The organism is Thermomonas sp. LB-4 (assembly GCF_036409385.1).
In the GTDB taxonomy this organism is placed as follows: domain Bacteria; phylum Pseudomonadota; class Gammaproteobacteria; order Xanthomonadales; family Xanthomonadaceae; genus Thermomonas.
Window position 1 is genome coordinate 1 of record NZ_JAXOFT010000030.1, and the last position, 22,020, is coordinate 22,020.

Genomic DNA, 22,020 nt, shown 5'->3' on the forward strand with positions numbered 1-22,020 from the left:
CGTAACCCCCATCTTCCAGAGATGCCCCGGATGAACAACCTACTGAGAGATCACAGCTAGCAGGTCGTTGTGGTCATCAGTGTCGATCACCGGGACGCGCAGCACCTCGCGTCGGCCGTCGCTGGCATTGCACTCAAGGGGCACGCCGTTACGCAGCCAGTCGTAGAGCTCTCGGTTGCCGTCAACCAGGGACTGGTGCCCATAGCCGGCGATCTTCATCACCACAGCGTCTACATCGGATGCCGGGAGTTGGGGATTGAGGCGGATGGTGGCTTCGCGGAGCCGCGGCGCCAGCACCACGTCTGACCAGCGATCGCGCACGCCCATCTCGCCACCTGGCGCAACTGCCTCGCCCTCGGCGATGGCCCAGCCCGTGTTGGCCAGCCACTCCAGGCAAGCGTCTTCGAGGTGATGTTCCTTCATTACCTTGCGCAGTCCCGATGTCCCCCAGGGCAGTATGCCGCCGAATGGCTCACGGAATTGGGGGTCGTGGAGCGCGAGCCCGTCGATGGCACCGTCGTGCAGGTGTGCCAGATTCCAGTGTTGGGGTCGCTTTCGCGGGTCTGGCTGTTGCTGTGACACATGTAACTGTCACAGAACCTGTCACAAGCCATTCCGGCGGGTTCCGGGGATGACCAGTGGCGATCCTTCAGAAGTGGCCTGCAAGTTGGCTGTGACAGTCGAACTGGCACAAAAAAGCCCGCTTTCGAGGCGGGCTTTAGTCATCTAACGCATTGATTTTTAGGGAAACTCTGGTGGCTATGGGTGGACTCGAACCACCGACCCCAGCATTATGAGTGCTGTGCTCTAACCGGCTGAGCTACATAGCCAGATTTCCCAAATTGTTTGCGTTGACCCCGACATTATGAGTCTCGCGCTCTAACCGTCTGAGCTACATAGCCAACGCGAACCCGGAATTATTCCGGGTTTGCCGACTGTCGTCAATTGGCGCAGCGGGCGGTTGCGGCTTCACGGCCCGGCTGGCAGAGTCGGGGACAGTGGATTTCTGGAGTCCGCATCGTGATCGATCCGGACGGGTTTCGGCCCAACGTGGGCATCGTGCTGATGCACGAGGACGGGCGGGTGTTCTGGGCGCGACGCGTGCGCCGGGACGGCTGGCAGTTCCCGCAGGGCGGGATCAACAGCGACGAGACCCCGCTGGAGGCGATGTACCGCGAGCTGCAGGAAGAAACCGGGCTGCTGCCGCGGCACGTCGAAGTGCTGGGCGCCACCCCCGGCTGGCTGCGCTACCGGCTGCCGCCGCACGCCATCCGCCATCGCGACCGGCTGGTCTGCATCGGCCAGAAGCAGGTCTGGTTCCTGCTGCGGTTCAATGGCAGCGATGCCGACCTGCGGCTGGACCTGACCGAAAGCCCTGAATTCGACGGCTGGCGCTGGGTGCACTTCTGGTACCCGCTGGAGCACGTGGTGACCTTCAAGCGCACCGTCTATACCCGCGCCCTGAGCCACCTGGCACCGATGGCCCGCGACGTGGCCGGCCAGGACGCGATTCCCGAGCTTGCCGTGGCCACCACGCCCTTGCGCTCCGGCCACGGCCCCCGTCGCTGAGGCCGTCTGCCCGCACGACGCCCGCTTAGCTGAACGCGCGGCGACCGCTTGTCGGCGCATTGTTGCATCGCAACAATTCCTGCCGTATGTTGCACCGCACAAACCGGAGATTCCCCCATCCGGTGCAACGGCAACGCCAGGAGACCACCCATGTACCAGTTCAACGACCAGTTCAACAAGGCCACCAGCCAGTTCGCCGAAGCCGCCGCCAGCATCAACCGCCTGGCCCTCGAGAACGCGGAGAAGGCGTTCGGCCTGCAGCTGGCCGCGATGGGCGAGAACCTCAATGCCACCTTCGCCTTCGCCGGCGAGCTGATCGACGTGCGCGACGCCGAAGACCTCAAGGCCGTGTGGCCGAAGGGCATCCAGGTGGCCCGCGCCAACGCCGAGCGCAGCTTCGGCGCCGCGCAGGAAGCCTTCGCCGGCACCCTGAAGACCAACGAGGCCATCGGCACCCTGGCCAAGAGCCAGTTCGAGCAGGCTGGCGCGCAGGTCAAGGCCGAAGTCGAGAAGGCCACCAAGGCCGCCTCGAAGTCCGCCAAGTAATCCCTCCCCCAGGGACTGGCGCAGGATCCGCTCCCCCTTCGGATCCTGCGTCCGATCGCCCGGTGGCCGTTTCGGCCGCCGGGTTTTTTTGTCTGCGTCCGGCGCCCCGGCTCAGCGCGGCTCCTGGCGCAGCATCGAACCGAAGCTCAGGTACCACGAATCGGCGCCGCTGCTGTTGCGGCCGAATCCCAGGAACACTGGCCCCAGAGGGGTGTCCAGGCCGCCGAACAGGCTGCCCGCAACCACCGCGCTGCCACGCCCGAACGCACTGCGGGCATTCCACACGTTGCCTGCCTCGACGCTGGCGCCCACGTAGAGCGGCAGCGAGAACAACCGGCTGGTATCGCCGGTGCGGCGATAGAACACCGCCCGCGCCAGTGCCGCCTGGCTGCCGACCAGCGAACGCTCCGCATAACCGGACAGGTTCAGGAATCCGCCAAGGAAGGTCTGCGAACGCAGGCCGCCGGCATCGTCCTCCAGCGCGCTGGCCAGCCGCGTGCCGAGCAGGAGGTGATAGCGCTTCCACGCCACCGCCCAGTCCAGCGAAGCCCGCGCCACCTCGCCATCGGCACTAGTGCCAGCCCAGGGATGCAGGGACAGCAGTTCGAGATCGACGCGGCCACCGCGGGTGGGGAAATCGACGCTGTCCAGGGTGTCCCAGGTCGCGCCGGCGCGCAGTCCGGCGAAGCTCTCCGATCCCGCCCGCACCAGCCCGGCGCCACCCACGTCCAGGCGCGCGCTGTCGCGGCCGCCGACCAGCGCCAGCTCCATCCGCCAGGCGGGCTGCGGCGAGTAGCCCAGACCGAAGTCGAACTCCCGCCGCAGCAGCCGGTACTCGGCCAGCTGGTTGCCCTGCTGCCACAGCGGCAGCGATTCGCTGCGCACTTCCAGCGCCGGTCGCAGGTAGAACGCCCCGCGCGCGCCGAATGGCTGGTAGATCTCGCTGCGCAGGCCGGTGATGCGCCCCAGCTGGATCAGGTTGCGCCACTTGCCGCCGATCCGGTTGACGTCGTTGAACACCAGCTCGGCCGACAGCAGGTAGTCGCTGCGGCCGTTGAAGTCGTCGTCCAGCTGCAACCCCACCCGGCCTGAGGCGTCCCACGGCTTCTGCCTTGGCTGCACCACCAGGCCGGCCCGGCCATCGCGCTCCAGCAGCCGGTAGTCGATGGTCTGGAAGCGCTCGTCGCCGTAGGCGGCGCCGATTGCCCGCTCGACCGCGGACACTTCGAAGGGGCGGCCCACCAGCGGCGCGGTAGCCCAGGCCACCCGGCGGGTGGCCGAGGGGGTCTGACCCGGCTCCACGTCGAGGAAGGCAAGCAGCCCCGGATCGAACGCGCGGTGCCGCTGTCGCGCGCGCAGCGCGGCGTAGTCCGCAGCCGGCAGCGCCAGCGCGCGCAGCTTCGTCAGCTGCGCTTCCGCGGCGCGCTCGCCGATCGCCACCGCCGAGGCGGCGCGATGGAAGTCGGCCGCGGTGATGTCGCCCAGTTCCGGCTGCAGCAGCACGTCCTGATCCGCGAGCGTGGCCAGGCTGCGCGCGGTCTTCTCGCCCATCAGCGCGGTGATCACCTGATCCAGCACCACCGCCGGGTTGGTCAGCGCATCTTCCTTGAGCAGCTGCGAGCCCACGTCCACCACCACCATCGGCCGTGCGCCCATCGCGCGCACTTCCTCCACCGGCACGTTCTCGGCCATGCCGCCGTCGACCAGCAGCTGCTCGCCCACCCTGACCGGCGCGAACGCCCCGGGCACCGACATGCTGGCGCGGATCGCCACCGCCAGGTCGCCGTCGGCGAACACCTTCTTCCTGCCGGTCACGATGTCGGCGGCCACCGCCCGGAAGCGGATGGGAAGATCGTCGAAGTCCTCCGCGCTCCAGGTCGACAGGGTCAGCCGGCGCAGCAGCAGCATCAGCTTCTGCCCCCGCACCAGGCCGGCGGGCACGCTCAGCCGGCCATCGCGATAGCCGATCTCCAGGTCCAGCAGGTGGCGGAAGTCCTCCTGCTTGCGCTCCATCGGCAGCTGCGCCCGCGGCGGACTGTCGACGAACATGTCGGCCCAGTCGATGGTGGTCAGCAGGCGCTCCAGTTCGGCGGCGTCATAGCCGGCCGCGTACAGCCCGCCGACGATCGCGCCCATGCTGGTACCCGCAATTGCGCAGACCGGAATGCGTTCGCGCTCCAGCACCTTCAGCACGCCCACATGGGCGGCCCCGCGCGCACCTCCGCCACCCAGCACCAGCCCCACGCAGGGCGCATCGGCGACCACCGGCGCGGCCTGCGCGTGCACGCCGCCCGCCACCCACAACCCCGCCAACAACACCAACTGGCGCCACCCGCGCGTCCGACCCATCGCCACTTCCGGTCCCCGGCCGTCCGGCCAATCCGCAACTCTAAGTCACCTTGCGGCGGCCATCATGACCCCTGACACATGAGTCGCATTTGCACTGGCATTTACTATACCGCCGGGTATATGATCCCGCACTCTTTTCGCCTGTTCCCCCGCAGCGCAACCTTGCCGCTGCTGGCGTAACCGCGTTGCCGACCTTCCCAGGAATTTCCCCATGACAGCCCAGTCTTCCCGTCGCCCGCCCCGTCCGGCTTTCCGCTGGGCCCTCATGCTGGTTGGCGTCGCCGTGGTGTTCGGCGGCGTGTTCCTGCTCAAGGCCTACTTCGCCAAGCAGACCAACAACTTCTTCGACAACATGCCGCAGCCCGCTGCCGCGGTGTCGTCCGCCGCGGCCAAACCGGTGCGCTGGAGCGAAGGCGGCGAGGCAGTGGGCACGCTGGTGGCGGTCAACGGCACCGATGTGACCACCGAGGCCGGCGGCGTGGTCCGCAGCATCCACTTCGAGGCCGGCCAGCCGGTCGCCGCCGGGGTGGTGCTGGTGCGGCTCAATACCGCCAATGAAGAGGCCACCCTGAAGGCGCTGGAAACCTCGGCCAAGCTCGCCGAGACACAGGCGCACCGGTGGCAGCAGCTGGGTCGCGACAAGCTGGTATCGCTGGACGAAGTGCAGCAGCGCACCGCCGCCGCCGCCGCCGCCCGCGCGCAGGTGGAAGCGCAGCGCGCACTGATTGCGCAGAAGACCGTCCGCGCGCCGTTCGCCGGCGTGCTGGGCATCCGCAAGGTCAACCTCGGCCAGTTCCTGGCACCCGGGGCGCCGGTGGTCAGCCTGCAGCAGCTGGACCCGATCTACCTCGACTTCAGCATGCCCGAGCAGATGATCGGCAAGCTGGTGGACGGCACCACCGTCCGCGTCAGCGTCGACGCCCTGCCCGGACAGACGTTCGAGGGCAAGGTCACCGCGCTGGAGCCGCAGGTGGACGCCAACACCCGCAACTTCCGCGCCCAGGCCACCCTGCGCAATCCCGACGGCGTGCTGCGCCCCGGCAGCTTCGCCAAGGTCGGCTTCGACCTCGGCAGCGAGCGCGAGGTGGTGGTGATCCCGCAGACCGCGGTCAGCTTCAATCCCTACGGCAACGCCGTGTTCGTGATCGGCAAGGTCAAGCGCAAGGCCGGCGAGACCGACATGCAGGGCAAGCCGCTGACCGGCGACAAGCTGGTGGTGACGCAGCGCTTCATCAAGACCGGCGCCACCCGCGGCGACCTGATCGCGGTCACCAGCGGCCTCAAGGCCGGCGAACAGGTGGTGACGTCCGGCCTGCTGAAGCTGCGCAACGGCGCCGAAGTGACGATCAACAACGACGTGCGTCCGGCCGCCGACGCGCGCCCGGACGTCGAGAACAGGTAAGGCGTCGGCCATGAGCGCGGAAGCGGGCCACCCCCTTCCGCACCGCATTTCCGCCGCCGCCCTGAATCAGGATTCCCCATGAAATTCACCGACATCTTCATCAGGAAGCCGGTGCTGGCGATGGTCGTCAGCCTGTTCATCCTGCTGTTCGGCCTGCGCGCCTTCAGCGAACTGAACGTGCGCAAGTACCCGGAAATGCGCAACGCGGTGGTCAACATCAGCACCACCTATTTCGGTGCCGACGCCGACCTGATCCAGGGCTTCATCACCACCCCGCTGGAACGCGAGATCGCCAGCGCCGAGGGCATCGACTACCTGTCGTCGACCAGCTCGGCCGGCGTCAGCACCATCCAGGCCTACATCCGGCTGGACAAGGACCCCAGCGAAGCGCTCACCCAGATCAGCGCCAAGGTCAACAAGATGCGCGGGCAGTTGCCGCCGCAGTCGGAAGACCCGGTGATCGACCTGCAGCAGGGCGAACAGATCGCGGCGATGTACGTGTCGTTCGCCAGCGAGACGCTGGACAACAACCAGATCACCGATTACCTGACCCGGGTGATCCAGCCCAAGCTGGTGACGGTGGACGGCGTGCAGCGCGCGGAGATCCTCGGCGCCGGCACCTTCGCCATGCGCATCTGGCTGAAGCCGGAAAAGATGGCCGCGCTGCAGGTCACCGCCAGCGACGTCACCAACGCGCTGCAGTCCAACAACGTGCTGGCGGCGGTGGGCTCCACCAAGGGCCAGATGGTCGCCATCGACATGACCGCGCGCACCGACCTGCGCAATGCCGACGAGTTCCGCAAGCTGATCGTGCGCGAGCAGGACGGCGCCATCGTGCGGCTGGCCGACATCGCCGACGTGGCACTGGGTTCGGAAAGCTACGGCACCTCCGTACGCATCAATGGCGAGTCCGCCACCTTCATGGGCATCTACGTGGCCCCGGACGCCAACTCGCTGGACGTCATCAAGGCGATGCGCAAGGTCTGGGACAACGAAATCGTGCCGCAGCTGCCGCAGGGCATGGAAGCGAACATCCCGTACGACAGCACCGAGGCGATCCAGGACGCCATCGACGAAGTGATTCGCACGTTGATCGAGGCGTTGATCATCGTGATCGTGGTGATCTACCTGTTCCTGGGTTCGCTGCGCAGCGTGTTGATCCCGGCGCTGACCATCCCGCTGTCGCTGATCGGCGGGCTGTTCCTGATGCTGCTGATGGGCTTCACCATCAACCTGCTGACGCTGCTGTCGATGGTGCTGGCGATCGGCATCGTGGTGGACGACGCGATCATCGTGCTGGAGAACATCCACCGACACATCGAGGAGGGCATGAGCCCGTTCGACGCCGCCATCCGCGGCGCGCGCGAACTGGCCTGGCCGGTGGTGGCGATGACCACCACCCTGATCGCGGTGTACCTGCCGATCGGTTTCCAGGGCGGCCTCACCGGCGTGCTGTTCACCGAATTCGCGTTCACCCTGGCCGGCGCAGTGCTGCTGTCGGGCGTGATCGCGCTGACGCTGACGCCGATGATGAGCTCCAAGATCCTGCGCCCGCACGACCCCGGCCAGGCCAAGCGCGGCTTCGAGGCCTGGCTGGACGCCCGGTTCGACAAACTCCACCACGCCTACCAGCGCAAGCTGCACGGCGCGCTGGAGACAAAATCGGTGATCGCCGCGTTCGGCCTGATCGTGCTGGTCAGCTGCGTGTTCCTGTACATGGGCGCGCCCAAGGAACCGGCCCCGGTGGAGGACGAGGGCTTCATCTTCTCGGTCGCCAGCGCCGACCCCATCGCCACGCTGGACTACGTGGAGCGCTACACCGAGGAAGTCACCAAGATCGCCAAGACCGTGCCCGAAGTGCAGGACTACTTCCTGTTCAACGGCGGCTTCGGCGGCGGTGGCGGCGCCAGCCCCAGCGCGATGGCCGGCTTCGTGCTGAAGCCTTGGAGCCAGCGCGACCGCTCCACCAACGCGGTGCTGCAGCAGGAGCTGCAGCCGAAGATGTCGCAGGTCACCGGCCTCAACATCTTCGCGCTGGTGCCGCCCTCGCTGCCCAGCGCAGGCGGCGGCGGCGGTGGCGGCGAGTTCGTGATCGGCGGCGTGGGCGAGCTCTCGCAGCTGTCGGAGCTCGCCGATGCGATCCTGCAGAAGGCGATGGCCAGCAAGCGCTTCATCTTCCTGGACAAGGACCTGAAGATCGACAAGCCGCGCATCGAGGTCAACATCGATCGCGACAAGGCAGCCACGCTGGGCATCGACATGCGCACGCTGGCGGCCGACATGTCGGCGATGCTGGCGGGTGGCTATTCCAACCTGTTCTCGATGCAGAACCGCGCCTACCGGGTGATCCCGCAGGTGCAGCGCAGCGACCGCTTGAACGCCTCGGCGCTGGAGAACTACTACACCCGCACCCGCGACGGCGACCTGATTCCGCTGTCCACCATCGTCACCCTCGAGGAAAGCGCGCAGCCGCAATCGCTCAAGCGCTTCCAGCAGCTCAACGCGGTGTCGATCACCTTCGCCCCCCGCCCCGGCGTGAGCAAGGGCGAGGCGCTGGCGATCCTGGACCAGGCGGCGAAGGAAGTGCTGCCGCAGGGCTACAGCGTGGACTACGCCGGCGAGTCGCGGCAGTTCAAGCAGGAGGGCTCGGCGATGCTGCTGACCCTGGCGCTGGCGCTGGTGGTGATCTTCCTGGTGCTGTCGGCCCAGTTCGAAAGCTTCCGCGATGCGCTGATCATGCTGCTGACGGTACCGATGGCGATCTGCGGCGCGCTGCTGGCGCTGAACGTGCTGGCACTGCTGTCGCAGGTGCTGCAGTTCGCCGGCATCGAAGCATTCCCCGGCATGAGCATCAACATCTACACGCAGGTGGGCCTGGTGACGCTGGTGGGCGTGATCTCCAAGCACGGCATCCTGATCGTGGAGTTCGCCAACAAGCTGCAGATCGAGCAGGGGTTGTCCAAGCGCGAAGCGATCGAGGAGGCCACGGGCATCCGCCTGCGCCCGGTGCTGATGACCACCGCCGCGCTGGTGTTCGCGATGGTCCCGCTGCTGCTGGCCAAGGGCCCGGGCGCCGCATCGCGCTTCTCGATGGGCGTGGTGATCGCCTCCGGCATGACCATCGGCACGCTGTTCACGCTGTTCGTGCTGCCGGCGTTCTACCTGTACTTGGCGCGCGACCATGTACACGATCCGCAGGCCGCAGGGGATGCGGACGCATTGCCGGAACCGCAGCACGGTTGACCGCATTGCGGATGATGCAAGACGAAAACGCCCGGGGAACCGGGCGTTTTTGTTTGGCGGTGACAACGGGCAGCTGCACCCGCCCCGGGTTCATTTCGCGAGGAACGGAATCCGCAAATGCCGTGCCATCGCCGCCGGACCCGCATCCGGTGCATATGGCAGCACGCCCCAGCACGACGCCGGCAGGCGTTCGCGCAGCATCGCCAGATTGTCTTCGACGCGCTCCATCGCCGGATCGACGTGCGAACCGATCCAGCCGGCAAGATGCAACCCATCGGCAGCAATCGCGTGCGCGCTGAGCAACGCATGGTTGAGGCAGCCCAGCCGCAGCCCGACGACAAGCACCACCGGCAGCCGCAGCGCGCGCACCAGGTCGGCCTGCATCAGCGATGCCGACAGCGGCGCGGCCCAACCGCCCACGCCCTCGACGACCACCGCATCACTGCGCGACGCCAGCCGCGCATGCGCATCGAGGAGTGGCGGCAAGGCTACCTCGACCCCGGCATCGCGCGCCGCCAGTTCCGGCGCCAGCGGATGTTCCAGCGCGAACGGATTGATGTCGGCATAGGCGATGCCGGCCTCGCCCGCCGCCTGCAAGGCCAGCGCATCCTCGTTCTGCCACGCGCCGTCGATGCGCTCGCAGCCGCTGGCCACCGGCTTCATGCCTACTGCGCGCAGGCCTTGGCCCCGCAATGCATGCAGCAACGCGCAACTGGTGAAGGTCTTGCCGATGCCGGTATCGGTGCCGGTGACGTAGATCGAAAACATCAGGCGATGCCTGCCGCGCATCGTGACCGCGCGCGGCGCATGGCCGCCTTGGCGATGAGCGGCGAGAACGACATCAGCGCATACACCATGCCGGGCGCACCGGCGAGCCACGGCGTGATGCGGCCCGGCAATCCCACCGCCACCGCGATGGACAGCAGCGCCACCAGCACGCTCCAGCCCCAGCTGGCGGCGTAGCCATACGTGCGCACCGTCTCTTCCGCGTCCAGCCGCAATGCTTGACGCCTGCGCCACGCATGCGCGTACAGCGCCAGCATGCTGCCGGCCAGCGTGGCGTAGGCCAATCCGTAGATGGAGAACATCGCCCGCAGGTCGCCCACGGAAGCCAACTGCACCGGCGTCGGGAACCAGCCGCCACTGATCCAGTAGAACAGCGCGCCGAACACGATCTTCAGCGGATACACATAGACCAGCACCAGGAACACCAGCAGCAGGCTCAGCCAGACATCGGCACCGTCATTCATGCCGTAACGCCGGCTCCAGCTCGCATGCGAATACCAGAAGAACGCGATCTGCGCGAACGATGCGGCGAACGCCGGAATGCCCTTGAGTGCCTCGATCAGGGCCGGGATGCTGTCCGGAATCGCATCCAGCGAAATCACCAGCAAGGTGACGGCGAAGGCAAAGGCGGCGTCCACGAAGGCTTCCAGCCGCGTCACCTGCTCGCCGCGCTCGAGGAAACCGTCGGGCATGCGCCGCAAGGAGGGGGGTTCGCTCATGCCGCCAGCATAGCGTGCGCGCTGCTAGACTCGGCGCATGAGTTTTTCCGCCACCACACTCACCGGCAGCAAGCCGGAACAATACGCGCAGCTGCTGGAACAGGCGCGCGCGCTGCTGCATGGCGAACGCGACCGCATCGCCAACGCCGCCAACCTGTCGGCCTTGGTCTACCACGCGCTGCCCGACCTCAACTGGGTCGGCTTCTATTTCTTCGACGGCACCGAGCTGGTGGTGGGCCCGTTCCAGGGCCTGCCGGCCTGCGTGCGCATCCCGCTCGACAAGGGCGTGTGCGGCGCGGCGGCGCGCACCCGCACCACCCAGCGCGTGGAGGACGTGAATGCGTTCCCCGGCCACATCGCCTGCGACTCGGCCAGCCGCTCGGAGCTGGTGGTGCCGCTGTACCGGGGCGACGCGCTGCTGGGCGTGTTCGACCTCGACAGTCCGCTTCCCGCCCGTTTCACCGTTGAAGACCAGCATGGCCTGGAAGCGATCGCCCGGGCGTTCCTGGAATCGCTTGGATGAACGTGAAGCTGCGCAACATCGGTCCCAAGTCCGCGGCGTGGCTGCGCCAGGTCGGGTTGCGCACGCGCGAGGATCTGGTCGAGGCGGGCACGGTGGGCGCCTTCATGAAGGTGCGCCGGGCCGGCTTCAAGCCCAGCCTCAACCTGCTGTACGCGCTGGAAGGCGCGCTGCAGGACTGCCACTGGCAGGACGTCCCCGATGCACGCCGCGTCGAACTGGTGCAGGCCGCGGAAGCCGCCATCGCCCAGCTGCCGCCGCCGCGCGGGCGCCCCGCCGCGGCACCGGTGACCACCACCCATCACGAAGAGGCGGCGGCGCCGGCCTTCGCGCTGTTCGACGACGACCGCCCCGGCGGCTCCGCCGATTGACCGCGGACAAGTGGCCGGCCGCAGCGGCAGGCTACAATGCGCGCGCTTGAGGTGACCTTGCGGAAAATTTCCGCGGGTTGAAACGGGAAGCCGGTGACGACGCGCGAACGCGCCTCCAGTCCGGCGCTGCCCCCGCAACGGTAAGCGCGACAACACCGGCATCGGCCACTGTGCACACGCATGGGAAGGCGCCGGACGGGAACATCCCGCAAGGGGTGCGCCACGCGCGAGCCCGGAGACCGGCCCCAGGCAGTCTGATGGCGATGCGGAGGGCGTCGCGCGGCCCCGCGCGTGCGCCTGCGTCCGCCTGTGTCCGTGGTTGTCCTCTGCGTTTGCCGTCGCCCACCATCCCAGGGCGCGCGGGCGTGCGCGCCGGAGAATCCACGAACATGAAGTTCCATCGCGATACCGTTTTCCGTCTCAGCCCGCTGGCGCTCGCACTGGCGCTGCCCGGCCTGGCATCGGCGCATGGCGACGATGCCACCGATCTCGACAAGGTCGTCGTCACCGCCACCCGCACCGCCAGCACCGCCGACGCCGCGCTGGCGGCGGTGGAGGTGATCGACCGCACGCAGATCGATGCCGGCAGCGCGCGCTCGCTGCCGGAGCTGCTGCGCGGCCGCGCCGGCATCACCCTGGTCAACCAGGGCGGGCTGGGCAAGCTGTCCACGCTGTTCCTGCGCGGCACCGAATCCGACCACACCCTGTTCCTGATCGACGGCGTGCGCGTGGGGTCGCCGACCTCCGGCCTGACCATGCTGCAGGACCTGCCGCTGGCGCAGATCGAGCGCATCGAGATCGTGCGCGGCCCGCGCTCCTCGCTGTACGGCGCCGACGCCATCGGCGGGGTGATCCAGATCTTCACCCGCCGCGGCGAGGCCGAAGGCGTGCGCGGCCGCGGCCGCATCGCCGCCGGCAGCCACGGCCTGCGCGAGGCCTCGGCCGGCGTCGACCTGCGCGGCAAGCGCGGCGGCGTGGGCGTGGACATCGCCCATCAGGAAACCGACGGCATCAACGCCTGCCGCGGCTTCTACGACCCGGCCACCTGGGCCGGCGCCGGCTGCTTCATCGTGCCGGGCACGCACCTGGACCGCGACGGCTACCGCAACAGCAGCGCCAGCCTGCGCGCCGACTTCGCCGCCGGCGATGCCTGGCAGTTCGATGCCCGCGCCACCCGCGCCGAAGGCCACAACGACTACGACGGCGACTACGTCGACAACTCCGACATCGTCCAGCAGACCGTCGGCGGCAGCGTGCGCTGGCGTCCGGCCAGCGACGTGCAGCTGAAACTCACCCTGGGCCGCAACAGCGACGATTCCGACAACCGCCTGGGCAGCGTCTTCAGCAACCGCTTCACCACCACCCGCGACAGCGCCAGCCTGCAGGCCGACCTGACCGTGGCGCAGGGCCAGCTGCTGAGCGCCGGCTTCGACTGGCTGCGCGACCGCGCCACCATCGTCGATCCGTGGTCGCCGTTCGCGGCCGCTCGCGGCAACCGCGCCGTGTTCGCCCAGTACCAGGGCGACTTCGGCGCCCATGACCTGCAGCTGTCGCTGCGCAGCGACCGCAACGACCAGTTCGGTGCCCACGCCACCGGCAGCATCGCCTGGGGCATGGACATCGCCCCGGGCTGGCGCCTCACCGCCAGCCACGGCACCGCGTTCAAGGCACCCAGCTTCAACGAGCTGTACTTCCCCGGCTACAGCAATCCGCTGCTGCGTCCCGAGGAATCCCGCAGCAGCGAGCTGTCGCTGCTGCGCAGCGGCGACGGCTGGCAGCTGCAGGCCAACGCCTACCGCACCCGCATCGACGACCTGATCGCCTGGGACGCCAGCATCGGCCGCCCCGGCAACGTCGAGCAGGCGCGCATCCGCGGCCTGGAGCTGACCGCCAGCGTGGCGCTGGGCGGATGGGACCTGCGCGGCCAGCTGGGTTGGCTGGATGCACGCAACGCCAGCGCCGGCTTCAACCACGACAAGCGCCTGGCCCGCCGCCCCACCCGCAGCGCGCGCCTCGACCTGGACCGTGAATTCGGCAACTGGGGCTTCGGCCTGTCCGGCATCGGCGAAGCCGCCCGCTGGGACGATGTCGGCAACAGCCTGCGGGTCGGCGGCTACGCCACCCTCGACGGCCGGGTGTCGTGGCGCTTCGCACGCGAGTGGACGCTGCAGGCCAACGTGGTGAACCTGTTCGACAAGCGCTATGAAACCAGCGCCTGGTACGCCCAGCCGGGCCGCGAGTACGCCCTGAGCCTGCGCTGGCAGCCCGAATGAGCTGAAGCACGCGGCGCCGCAGGGCGCAGGCGGAAATGCGGGGCCCGGCAGCGATGCCGGGCCTTTTCGTGCCGGCGGTAGGAATTTCCGCCACCGCGCCGGCGCCCCCCTTGCAAACCCGGCGGTACGCGCGCAGCATAGTGAGTAATTGATTACTCACCACTCGGAACCCCGATGAACCTGCGCCCCCGCCCCCTGCCCGCCGACGAGCGTCGCGCCGCCACGGTGGAAGCCGTGGTCGAACTGGCCGCCGAGCAGAACCCCGGCGACATCACCACCGCCGCCATCGCCCAGCGCATGGGCCTGACCCAGGGCGCGCTGTTCCGGCACTTCCCCAGCAAGGACGCGATCCTCGAGGCGGTGCTGGGTTGGGTAAGCGAGCGCCTGCTGGCGCAGCTGGACGCCGCGGCGGCTTCGGCCGCAAGCCCGCTGGCCGCGCTGGAGGCGATGTTCATGGCCCATGTCGGCTTCGTCGCCAGCCACCCTGGGGTGCCGCGGATGCTGTTCGGCGAGCTGCAGCGACCCGGCGACACCCTCCCCAAGCGCATGGCGCAGACCCTCACCCAGGGCTACGCGCAGCGCCTGCGTGGGCATCTGGCGGCAGGCATCGCCTGCCGGGAACTCGATCCGGGTCTGGATCTGGACGTCGCCGCCACCCTGTTCATCGGCACCGTGCAGGGGCTGGTGATGCAGTCGCTGATCGCCGGCGACGTGGCGCGCATCCACCGCGACGCGCCCGGCGTGTTCGCCATCTATCGCCGCGGCATCCGGAGCTGGCCATGAGCCTGCCTGCGATGTCCCGCCGCACCTTGCTGCTGGTCGCGGCCATCGTTCCGCTGGTGCTGCTGTTCGCCTATGTCGCGGTGCGCTCCGGGCCGCTGGCGCCAACGGAGGTCACCACGGTCGGCGTGGCCAAACGCAGCATCACGCCGGCGCTGTCCGGCATCGGCACCGTGCAGGCGCGCTACAGCTACAGGATCGGCCCCACCTACGCCGGCCGCCTGCAGCGGCTGGACGTGCATGTGGGCGATGCGGTCAAGGCCGGGCAGGTGCTGGGCGCGATGGCGCCGGTGGACCTGGATGACCGCATCGGCGCGCAGCAGGCCGCCATCGCCAGCGCACGGGCGGCGCTGCAGCAGGCGCAGGCGCGCCAGCGATATGCGCAGGCGCAGGCACAGCGCTACGCCCGGTTGGCCCAACAGCAGCTGGTCAGCGTGGAAAACGCTTCCGCGCGCCGGCAGGAACTGGACGTGGCCAATGCCGGCCTGGCCGCCGCGCGCGACGACATCCGCCGCCTGCAGGCGGAGCGCGATGCTGTGCAGGCGCAGCGCGGCAACCTGATGCTGGTGGCGCCGGTGGATGGCCTGGTGGTGGCGCGCAACGCCGACCCCGGCACGACGCTGGTGGCCGGACAGGCGGTGGTGGAAATCATCGATCCGTCCAGCCTGTGGATCGACGCCCGCTTCGACCAGATTGCCGCCGGCGGCCTGGCCGCCGGCCTGCCGGCCCAGATCACCCTGCGCTCCGGCCAGGACCACGCGTACGCCGGCCGCGTGCTGCGCATCGAGCCGGTTGCGGACACGGTGACCGAGGAAACGCGGGCCAAGCTCGTGTTCACCGGACTGCCCGATCCGCTGCCGCCGCTGGGCGAATTGGCGGAAGTCACCGTGCAGCTGCCGCGGGAAGCCGCCATGCCGGTCATTCCGAATGCCGCCATCCGCACCGTGGGCGGCCAGCGCGGCGCGTGGAAACTGGTCAACGGCGAGCTGGCGTTCGCGCCGCTGGCGCTGGGCCGCAGCGACCTGGACGGCAACGTGCAGGTGCGCAAGGGCCTGGCCGGCGGCGAACAGATCGTGCTCTACAGCGAGAAGGCACTGACCACCACCAGCCGCATCCACGTCGTGGAACGGATCAAGGGCACCGCGCCGTGATCAGCCTGGCCGGCCGCGACATCCTGCACGCCTGGGGCAAGTTCCTGTTCACCGGGATCGGGCTGGGCCTGCTGATCGGGGTCACCCTGACCATGGCCGGCGTGTACCGCGGCATGGTGGACGACGGCAAGGTGCTGCTGGACAACAGCGGCGCCGACCTGTGGGTGGTGCAGCGCGACACCCTGGGCCCGTATGCGGAGTCCTCCAGCCTGCCGGACGACCTGTGGCGCGACATCCACGCCCTGCCCGGGGTGGCGCAGGCCGCCAACGTCACCTACCTCACCATGCAGGTGCGGCAGGGCGAGCGCGACGTGCGCGCGATGGTGGTCGGCATCGCCGCCGGCGCGCCCGGCACGCCCGGCTGGCCGCCGCAGCTGGTGGCGGGCCGGCAGGTCACCCGCGGCCATTACGAGGCGGTGGCCGACGTCGCCAGCGGGTTCCGCCTCGGCGACACGCTGAGCATCCGCCGCCATCGCTACAGGGTGGTCGGGCTGACCCGGCGCATGGTGTCCTCCAGCGGCGACCCGATGGTGTTCATCCCGCTGAAGGACGCGCAGCAGGCGCAGTTCCTGAAGGACAACGACGCGATCCGGATGCAGCGCCGGCGCACCGCGGAGAACCCCGCCTTCAACCGCCCCGGCGTGCCCGGCCTGCTGGACGCGGTGAACGCCTCGCAGGCCAGCAACAGCGCGGTCAACGCGGTGCTGGTGCGGCTGGCGCCCGGCCATGCCGCCAGCGAGGTGGCCGAACCGATCCGGCGCTGGAAACGCCTGACCGTGTACGACCGCCCGCAGATGGAGGCGATCCTGGTGGGCAAGCTGATCGCCACCTCGGCACGCCAGATCGGCATGTTCCTGGTGATCCTGGCCGCGGTCAGCGCCGCGATCGTGGCGTTCATCATCTACACCCTGACCATGGACAAGATCCGCGAGATCGCCGTGCTCAAGCTGATCGGCACCCGCAACCGCACGATCGCCTGGATGATCCTGCAGCAGGCGCTGGTGCTGGGGGTGATCGGCTTCGTGGTGGGCAAGATCACCGCCACCTTCGCCGCGCCGCTGTTCCCCAAATACGTGCTGCTGGTGCCCGGCGATTCGGTGCTGGGCTTCTTCTCGGTGCTGCTGCTGTGCGTGGCCTCCAGCGTGGTCGCCATCCGCATGGCGCTGAAGGTCGATCCGGCCGAAGCGATCGGGGGCTGAGCATGGCCGCCACCGGCATCCGCATCGAAGGCCTGCGCAAGCGCTACGGCAGCGGCGACACCGCGGTGCTGGCGCTGAAGGACGTCAACATGGAGGTCGCGCCCGGCGAAGTGGTGGGCCTGATCGGCCCCTCGGGCTCCGGCAAGAGCACGCTGCTGAAATGCCTGGGCGCGGTGATCGACCCCAGCGCCGGGCGCATGCAGCTGGGCGACGAGGTGATCTTCGACAACGGCTGGAAGGTGCGCGACCTGCGTGCGCTGCGCCGCGACAGGATCGGCTTCGTGTTCCAGGCGCCCTACCTGATCCCCTTCCTCGACGTCACCGACAACGTCGCCCTGCTGCCGATGCTGGCGGGCCTGGCGAATGCCGAGGCGCGCGCGCGGGCGCTGGAGCTGCTGACCGCGCTGGACGTGCAGCACCGCGCGCGGGCGATGCCGGCGCAGCTGTCCGGCGGCGAGCAGCAGCGGGTGGCGATCGCGCGCGGGCTGGTCAACCGCCCGCCGGTGATCCTGGCCGATGAACCCACCGCGCCGCTGGATTCGCAGCGCGCGCTGGCGGTGATCCGGCTGCTCAACGACATGGCGCAGCGCTTCCAGACCGCGGTCATCGTGGTGACCCACGACGAGAAGATCATCCCCACCTTCAGGCGCATCTACCACATCCGCGACGGGGTGACCTTCGAGGAAGCCGGCGAAGGCCGCGGCTTCGGCTGAAGGCGCGGTGGCGCGCTCGGATCGCCCTGCACCTGCGCGCAGCGATGCACGGCGCTGCCAGAGCGCCGTGCATGTGCGCGATTGGCCGCTGCGTGCCACCATGCGTGGCCGACTGCCAGATGATTCCGCAATGCCCGATCTCGAAACCCTGCGCACGCGCGCACTGCAGGCCGCGCAACAGGCCTATGCCCCGTATTCGCAGCTGCGCGTCGGCGCCGCGCTGCGCTCGGCCACCGGCCAGGTCTACACCGGCTGCAACGTGGAGAACGCGTCCTACACCCTCGGCAACTGCGCCGAGCGGGCCGCCATCGCCGCGGCGGTGCAGGCCGAGGGCGCCGGCTTCCGGCTGGCCGCGATCGCGGTCACCGCATTCGACCGTGCCGGCAACGCGCTGCCGATTTCCCCCTGCGGCGGCTGCCGGCAGGCGCTGGTGGAGTTCGGCGAAGACGCGACGGTGAGCTTCCGCCAGCCGGACGGGCAGTGGCTGGACATCGCGGCGGGCGCGCTGCTGCCGCATCGTTTCAGCTTTCCGGAGCATTGACCCGGCACCGCACGACGGGGCGGTGCCGCGCAGGGCTGCCTCGACTCACCGTCCGTGACCGCCCTTCCGCATCCGCTGCAAGCGCGGGCCCCAATAGCGGCGGCTTGGGAACCGGCCCGTCGATGCGCGCCCGCGTTCAAGAAGTGACGGGCTGGCGCCTGCGCCCCTAGAGCCAATGCCACGCCGGCACCGCTGCCGGCGCCACCTCGCCCACGGCGAACGCCGCACGCACCTGCACGGATGCGCGCTCGGCATCGCCGACATTGCGCGCATGCACGATGGCCAGCGCCTCGCCGCGCTGGACGGCCTCCCCGAGGCCGCGCACCTCGGCCAACCCCACCGCCGGGTCGATGGCCGCGCCCGGCGCGCGGCGGCCGCCGCCCAGGTCGACCACGCATTCGCCCAGCGCGCGCACGTCGATGGCCTGCACGACGCCAGCCGCCGGCGCCGTCACCGCCCGCTGCACCGGTGCCTGCGGCAAGGCCTGCGCGAACACGTCAGCCGGCCCGCCCAGCGCCGCCACCATCCGCGCGAAGCGTTCCGCCGCCGCCCCGCTGGCCAGCGCTTGCCGCGCCCGCAGCAACGCCGCGTCCTCGCTGGCGGCCAGCCCCGCCATGTGCAGCAGCCGGGCTGCCTGCGCCAGCACCAGCTCCTGCAGGCGCAGGCAGCGCGGGCGGCCGGCCAGCAGGTCCAGCACGCCCTGCACCTCCAATGCGTTGCCCGCCGTGCGCCCCAGCACTTGCCCCATGTCGCTGAGCATCGTCGCCAGCTGCAGGCCGCTGCCGGCGGCGACCGCCTGCATGCGCGCGGCCAGCGCCTGCGCATCGGCTTCGGCCGGCGTCTGCGCGCCGCTGCCGGTCTTGATGTCCAGCACCAGCGCCTGCGCGCCGCCGGCCAGCTTCTTCGACAGGATCGAGGCCACGATCAGCTCGGGCACGTCGACCGTGGCGGTGACGTCGCGCACCGCGTACAGGCGGCGGTCGGCCGGCACCAGGTCGGCGCTCTGGCCGACGATGGCGCAGCCGACCTCGCGCACCACCCGCGCCAGCCGCCCAGGCTGGGGGTTCACGTCATAACCGGGCAGGCTTTCCAGCTTGTCCAGGGTGCCGCCGGTATGGCCCAGCCCGCGGCCGGAAATCATCGGCACGTAGCCGCCGCAAGCGGCGACCAGCGGCGCCAGCGCCAGGCTCACGCAGTCGCCTACCCCGCCGGTGGAATGCTTGTCCAGCACCGGGCCGGGCAGGTCGCGCCAGTCCAGCCGGCGGCCGGAATCACGCAGCGCGAAGGTGAACTCGCGGCACTCGGCCGCGTCCAGCCCGCGCCAGGCCACCGCCATCGCGAACGCGGCGATCTGCCCTTCGCTCCAGACCCCGCCGGCGATGCCTGCGGCCAGCGCCTGCCACTGCGCGGCGTCGAGGCGCCGGCCCTCGCGCTTGGCGCGGATCAGCGCGGCTGCGGGCCAGGATCTCATGCAGCAACGCGGCCGGAACCGCGGACAGGCGTGCGAGGCGACATCGAAATGGAGGGCTGCGACCGACGACCGGCGCGGCCAGACTAGTGGCGGCGCCGATCACCCTCCTTGATCTGGGACAACCCGGCAATGCGATCGCCCTTTCACATCGGCACCTGCATCGCGCCCCCTGCGCTGCGCTCCTGCGGGGGAACGCGCCGGTCATCCTCCTGATTCGGGACAGCTCCGGGATGCAATTGCCCTCTCACGGCCAGACCCCACCCCGCCCGCCCACGTCAGGCTCCCGCGCGTGACCGATGGTGACGCGGCTTATTCCACCGTCACCGATTTGGCAAGGTTGCGCGGCTTGTCGACGTCGGTGCCGCGCGCCAGCGCAACGTGGTAAGCCAGCAGCTGCACCGGGATGGCGTGCACGATCGGCGACAGGATGCCGACGTGGCGCGGCGTGCGGATCACGTGCACGCCCTCGGATTCGCTGAAGCTGCTGTCGGCGTCGGCGAACACGAACATCTCGCCGCCGCGCGCGCGCACTTCCTGGATGTTGGACTTCACCTTCTCCAGCAGCGCGTCGTTCGGCGCGATCACCACCACCGGCATCTGCGTGTCCACCAGCGCCAGAGGGCCGTGCTTCAGTTCGCCGGCCGGGTAGCCCTCGGCGTGGATGTAGGAGATTTCCTTGAGCTTGAGCGCGCCTTCCAGCGCGATCGGGTAATGGGTGCCACGGCCGAGGAACAGTGCGTGCTGGCGCGGCGCGAACTTTTCCGCCCACGAGGCCACCTGCGGTTCCAGGTTGAGCGCGTGCTGCACGCTGCCGGGCAGGTGACGCAGGGCCTCCAGCAGCTCGCCTTCGCGCGCGGCGTCCACCTGCCCGCGCAGCTTGCCCAGCGTGACCGCGAGCGCGAACAGCGCAACCAGCTGGGTGGTGAAAGCCTTGGTCGAGGCCACCCCGATCTCGGCGCCGGCGCGGGTCAGGAACACCAGCCTGCTCGCGCGCGGGATGGCCGACTCCGGGACGTTGCAGATCGACAGCGTCTTGTCCTGTCCCTGCGCCTTGGCGTACTTCAGCGCCTCCATCGTGTCCAGGGTTTCGCCGGACTGGGAGATGGTGACGACCAGCTGCTTCGGGTTGCCCACGACCTTGCGGTAGCGGTACTCGCTGGCGATGTCGACCGCGCACGGCAGGCCGGCCAGCGCCTCGATCCAGTAACGCGCGGTCAACCCCGCGTAGTAGCTGGTGCCGCAGGCGAGGATCTGCACGGATTCCACGTCGCCCAGCACCTGCGCCGCATCCTTGCCGAACAGCGACGCATCGAAGCCGCCGGCATCGACGATGCCCTCCACGGTGTCGCCGATCGCGCGCGGCTGTTCGTGGATCTCCTTCTGCATGAAGTGGCGGTACGGGCCCAGCTCCAGCGAGGCTAGGGACACGTCGGAGACGTGCACGTCGCGCGCCACCGGTGCGTCGTCGGCGTCGAACACCTGCACGCCGTCGCGGGTCAGCTCGGCGGTGTCGCCCTCTTCGAGGAAGATCACCCGCCGCGTGGCGGAGACAATGGCTGAGACGTCGGAGGCGACGAAGTTCTCGCCGTCGCCCAGACCGACCAGCAGCGGGCAGCCCATGCGCGCGGCCACCAGCGTGGACGGATCGCGCTTGTCGATCACCGCCAGCGCGTAGGCGCCGTGCAATTCCTTCACCGCCTTCTGCAGCGCGGCCAGCAGGCTGCCGCCCTGGGCCCGGTGGTGGTGGATCAGGTGGGCGACCACCTCGGTGTCGGTCTGCGAGGTGAACTCGTAGCCCAGCGCCTGCAGCCGCTGCCGCTGCGCCTCGTGGTTCTCGATGATGCCGTTGTGCACCAGCGCCAGCTCGCCATGGCTGATGTGCGGATGGGCGTTGGATTCGGTGACCCCGCCGTGGGTGGCCCAGCGGGTGTGGCCGATGCCGACGCGGGCATCCAGGCCTTCCGCCAGCGCGGCGGCCTCCATCTCCGCGACGCGGCCGGTACGGCGCACCCGGCGCACGTCCTCCCCGGCCAGCACCGCGATGCCCGCCGAGTCGTAGCCGCGGTATTCCAGTCGCTTGAGGCCATCCACCAGCAGGGGCACCACGTCACGGTTGGCGATGGCGCCGACGATTCCACACATGCTGGCACTGCTCCGTTGGGGGATGGGGAAGTGTAGTCGCAGCGGGCCGGCGGGTGTCCGCGCGGACGCAGGCCTGCGTCCGGACACCGGACGCAGGCACCAACACAATAGAAATCAACCACTTGCAGTTGGCACGCGGATTGCTAAAGAGGGCATATGGACACTTCTTCCACCGACGCCCGCATGGACCCGTAAGCTTCCCCGATCGGCAGACACCCCATAAGTAGAACTTTCTGGCATGTTCC

Annotated in this window: 18 protein-coding genes, 1 tRNA gene and 1 riboswitch; of the genes, 12 read left to right on the forward strand and 7 right to left on the reverse strand. The window is 69.4% G+C overall.

Annotated features, from left to right (window positions below):
* Nucleotides 1–39: 39 nt before the first annotated feature.
* Together SPK54_RS12510 and SPK54_RS12515 are read right to left on the reverse strand one after the other, a co-directional pair.
* Nucleotides 40–423, reverse strand: a complete 384-nt coding sequence (locus SPK54_RS12510; RefSeq protein WP_330948223.1) for a type I restriction endonuclease — start codon at nucleotides 421–423, stop codon at nucleotides 40–42.
* A 330-nt stretch (nucleotides 424–753) separates the two neighbouring features.
* A tRNA-Met gene (locus tag SPK54_RS12515) sits at nucleotides 754–830 on the reverse strand.
* Between the two features lie 190 nt (nucleotides 831–1,020).
* Here SPK54_RS12515 and SPK54_RS12520 point away from each other — a divergent pair.
* Complete coding sequence (locus SPK54_RS12520; protein ID WP_330948224.1) at nucleotides 1,021–1,569, forward strand: RNA pyrophosphohydrolase; 549 nt, start codon at nucleotides 1,021–1,023, stop codon at nucleotides 1,567–1,569.
* Nucleotides 1,570–1,719: 150 nt separating this feature from the next.
* On the forward strand, nucleotides 1,720–2,115 hold the full coding sequence (locus SPK54_RS12525) for a phasin family protein (RefSeq protein WP_330948225.1): 396 nt from the start codon (nucleotides 1,720–1,722) through the stop codon (nucleotides 2,113–2,115).
* A 111-nt stretch (nucleotides 2,116–2,226) separates the two neighbouring features.
* On the opposite strand, the gene SPK54_RS12530 is transcribed toward SPK54_RS12525, so the two are convergent.
* Entirely contained in the window at nucleotides 2,227–4,464 is a 2,238-nt protein-coding gene (locus SPK54_RS12530; protein WP_330948226.1) for a patatin-like phospholipase family protein, read from the reverse strand.
* Between the two features lie 211 nt (nucleotides 4,465–4,675).
* On the opposite strand from SPK54_RS12530, the gene SPK54_RS12535 reads away from it, so the two are divergent.
* Both SPK54_RS12535 and SPK54_RS12540 read left to right on the forward strand, forming a co-directional pair.
* Nucleotides 4,676–5,866: an efflux RND transporter periplasmic adaptor subunit gene (locus SPK54_RS12535; protein WP_330948227.1), complete on the forward strand. Its 1,191-nt coding sequence runs from the start codon at nucleotides 4,676–4,678 to the stop codon at nucleotides 5,864–5,866.
* A gap of 78 nt (nucleotides 5,867–5,944) precedes the next feature.
* Nucleotides 5,945–9,109, forward strand: a complete 3,165-nt coding sequence (locus SPK54_RS12540) for an efflux RND transporter permease subunit (protein WP_330948228.1) — start codon at nucleotides 5,945–5,947, stop codon at nucleotides 9,107–9,109.
* 90 nt (nucleotides 9,110–9,199) lie between these two features.
* On the opposite strand, the gene bioD is transcribed toward SPK54_RS12540, so the two are convergent.
* Both bioD and SPK54_RS12550 read right to left on the reverse strand, forming a co-directional pair.
* Nucleotides 9,200–9,877, reverse strand: a complete 678-nt coding sequence (gene bioD / locus SPK54_RS12545) for a dethiobiotin synthase (protein ID WP_190282023.1) — start codon at nucleotides 9,875–9,877, stop codon at nucleotides 9,200–9,202.
* Nucleotides 9,877–10,614: a TMEM175 family protein gene (locus SPK54_RS12550; protein WP_330948229.1), complete on the reverse strand. Its 738-nt coding sequence runs from the start codon at nucleotides 10,612–10,614 to the stop codon at nucleotides 9,877–9,879. The genes bioD and SPK54_RS12550 overlap by 1 nt, the downstream gene beginning before the upstream one ends.
* Nucleotides 10,615–10,651: 37 nt before the next feature.
* Between SPK54_RS12550 and SPK54_RS12555 the strand changes: the two genes are divergently transcribed.
* The 8 genes from SPK54_RS12555 to SPK54_RS12590 all read left to right on the forward strand — a co-directional run bounded on the left by SPK54_RS12555 (nucleotide 10,652) and on the right by SPK54_RS12590 (nucleotide 18,162).
* The gene (locus tag SPK54_RS12555) at nucleotides 10,652–11,137 is read left to right on the forward strand and encodes a GAF domain-containing protein (RefSeq protein WP_330948230.1); all 486 of its coding nucleotides are present in this window, start codon (nucleotides 10,652–10,654) and stop codon (nucleotides 11,135–11,137) included.
* Complete coding sequence (locus SPK54_RS12560; protein ID WP_330948231.1) at nucleotides 11,134–11,505, forward strand: TfoX/Sxy family protein; 372 nt, start codon at nucleotides 11,134–11,136, stop codon at nucleotides 11,503–11,505. The genes SPK54_RS12555 and SPK54_RS12560 overlap by 4 nt, the downstream gene beginning before the upstream one ends.
* Nucleotides 11,506–11,537: 32 nt before the next feature.
* Nucleotides 11,538–11,768, forward strand: a riboswitch (cobalamin riboswitch).
* A 126-nt stretch (nucleotides 11,769–11,894) separates the two neighbouring features.
* Nucleotides 11,895–13,778 (forward strand): TonB-dependent receptor, encoded by a 1,884-nt coding sequence (locus tag SPK54_RS12565; RefSeq protein WP_330948232.1) that lies wholly within the window; start codon nucleotides 11,895–11,897, stop codon nucleotides 13,776–13,778.
* 174 nt (nucleotides 13,779–13,952) lie between these two features.
* Nucleotides 13,953–14,561 (forward strand): TetR/AcrR family transcriptional regulator, encoded by a 609-nt coding sequence (locus SPK54_RS12570; RefSeq protein ID WP_330948233.1) that lies wholly within the window; start codon nucleotides 13,953–13,955, stop codon nucleotides 14,559–14,561.
* The gene (locus SPK54_RS12575) at nucleotides 14,558–15,709 is read left to right on the forward strand and encodes an efflux RND transporter periplasmic adaptor subunit (protein WP_330948234.1); all 1,152 of its coding nucleotides are present in this window, start codon (nucleotides 14,558–14,560) and stop codon (nucleotides 15,707–15,709) included. Before SPK54_RS12570 ends, SPK54_RS12575 begins: the two co-directional genes overlap by 4 nt.
* A complete protein-coding gene (locus tag SPK54_RS12580) occupies nucleotides 15,706–16,908 on the forward strand; it encodes an ABC transporter permease (RefSeq protein WP_330948235.1) in 1,203 nt (400 codons plus the stop codon). The genes SPK54_RS12575 and SPK54_RS12580 overlap by 4 nt, the downstream gene beginning before the upstream one ends.
* Nucleotides 16,909–16,910: 2 nt before the next feature.
* Entirely contained in the window at nucleotides 16,911–17,621 is a 711-nt protein-coding gene (locus SPK54_RS12585) for an ABC transporter ATP-binding protein (RefSeq protein ID WP_330948236.1), read from the forward strand.
* A gap of 130 nt (nucleotides 17,622–17,751) precedes the next feature.
* Nucleotides 17,752–18,162: a cytidine deaminase gene (locus tag SPK54_RS12590; protein WP_330948237.1), complete on the forward strand. Its 411-nt coding sequence runs from the start codon at nucleotides 17,752–17,754 to the stop codon at nucleotides 18,160–18,162.
* Nucleotides 18,163–18,328: 166 nt separating this feature from the next.
* On the opposite strand, the gene SPK54_RS12595 is transcribed toward SPK54_RS12590, so the two are convergent.
* Complete coding sequence (locus tag SPK54_RS12595) at nucleotides 18,329–19,633, reverse strand: thymidine phosphorylase (RefSeq protein WP_330948238.1); 1,305 nt, start codon at nucleotides 19,631–19,633, stop codon at nucleotides 18,329–18,331.
* A gap of 309 nt (nucleotides 19,634–19,942) precedes the next feature.
* Nucleotides 19,943–21,775 (reverse strand): glutamine--fructose-6-phosphate transaminase (isomerizing), encoded by a 1,833-nt coding sequence (glmS, locus tag SPK54_RS12600; RefSeq protein ID WP_330948239.1) that lies wholly within the window; start codon nucleotides 21,773–21,775, stop codon nucleotides 19,943–19,945.
* Between the last annotated feature and the right edge of the window lie 245 nt (nucleotides 21,776–22,020).

What these genes read in the sequence shown, in the direction of transcription:
- SPK54_RS12510 (WP_330948223.1), bottom strand. Translation starts at nt 423, where the DNA reads ATGAAGGAACATCACCTCGAAGACGCTTGCCTGGAGTGGCTGGCCAAC.
- SPK54_RS12525 (WP_330948225.1), top strand. Translation starts at nt 1,720, where the DNA reads ATGTACCAGTTCAACGACCAGTTCAACAAGGCCACCAGCCAGTTCGCC.
- SPK54_RS12530 (WP_330948226.1), bottom strand. Translation starts at nt 4,464, where the DNA reads ATGGGTCGGACGCGCGGGTGGCGCCAGTTGGTGTTGTTGGCGGGGTTG.
- SPK54_RS12535 (WP_330948227.1), top strand. Translation starts at nt 4,676, where the DNA reads ATGACAGCCCAGTCTTCCCGTCGCCCGCCCCGTCCGGCTTTCCGCTGG.
- SPK54_RS12540 (WP_330948228.1), top strand. Translation starts at nt 5,945, where the DNA reads ATGAAATTCACCGACATCTTCATCAGGAAGCCGGTGCTGGCGATGGTC.
- bioD (WP_190282023.1), bottom strand. Translation starts at nt 9,877, where the DNA reads ATGTTTTCGATCTACGTCACCGGCACCGATACCGGCATCGGCAAGACC.
- SPK54_RS12550 (WP_330948229.1), bottom strand. Translation starts at nt 10,614, where the DNA reads ATGAGCGAACCCCCCTCCTTGCGGCGCATGCCCGACGGTTTCCTCGAG.
- SPK54_RS12555 (WP_330948230.1), top strand. Translation starts at nt 10,652, where the DNA reads ATGAGTTTTTCCGCCACCACACTCACCGGCAGCAAGCCGGAACAATAC.
- SPK54_RS12560 (WP_330948231.1), top strand. Translation starts at nt 11,134, where the DNA reads ATGAACGTGAAGCTGCGCAACATCGGTCCCAAGTCCGCGGCGTGGCTG.
- SPK54_RS12565 (WP_330948232.1), top strand. Translation starts at nt 11,895, where the DNA reads ATGAAGTTCCATCGCGATACCGTTTTCCGTCTCAGCCCGCTGGCGCTC.
- SPK54_RS12570 (WP_330948233.1), top strand. Translation starts at nt 13,953, where the DNA reads ATGAACCTGCGCCCCCGCCCCCTGCCCGCCGACGAGCGTCGCGCCGCC.
- SPK54_RS12575 (WP_330948234.1), top strand. Translation starts at nt 14,558, where the DNA reads ATGAGCCTGCCTGCGATGTCCCGCCGCACCTTGCTGCTGGTCGCGGCC.
- SPK54_RS12585 (WP_330948236.1), top strand. Translation starts at nt 16,911, where the DNA reads ATGGCCGCCACCGGCATCCGCATCGAAGGCCTGCGCAAGCGCTACGGC.
- SPK54_RS12590 (WP_330948237.1), top strand. Translation starts at nt 17,752, where the DNA reads ATGCCCGATCTCGAAACCCTGCGCACGCGCGCACTGCAGGCCGCGCAA.
- SPK54_RS12595 (WP_330948238.1), bottom strand. Translation starts at nt 19,633, where the DNA reads ATGAGATCCTGGCCCGCAGCCGCGCTGATCCGCGCCAAGCGCGAGGGC.
- glmS (WP_330948239.1), bottom strand. Translation starts at nt 21,775, where the DNA reads ATGTGTGGAATCGTCGGCGCCATCGCCAACCGTGACGTGGTGCCCCTG.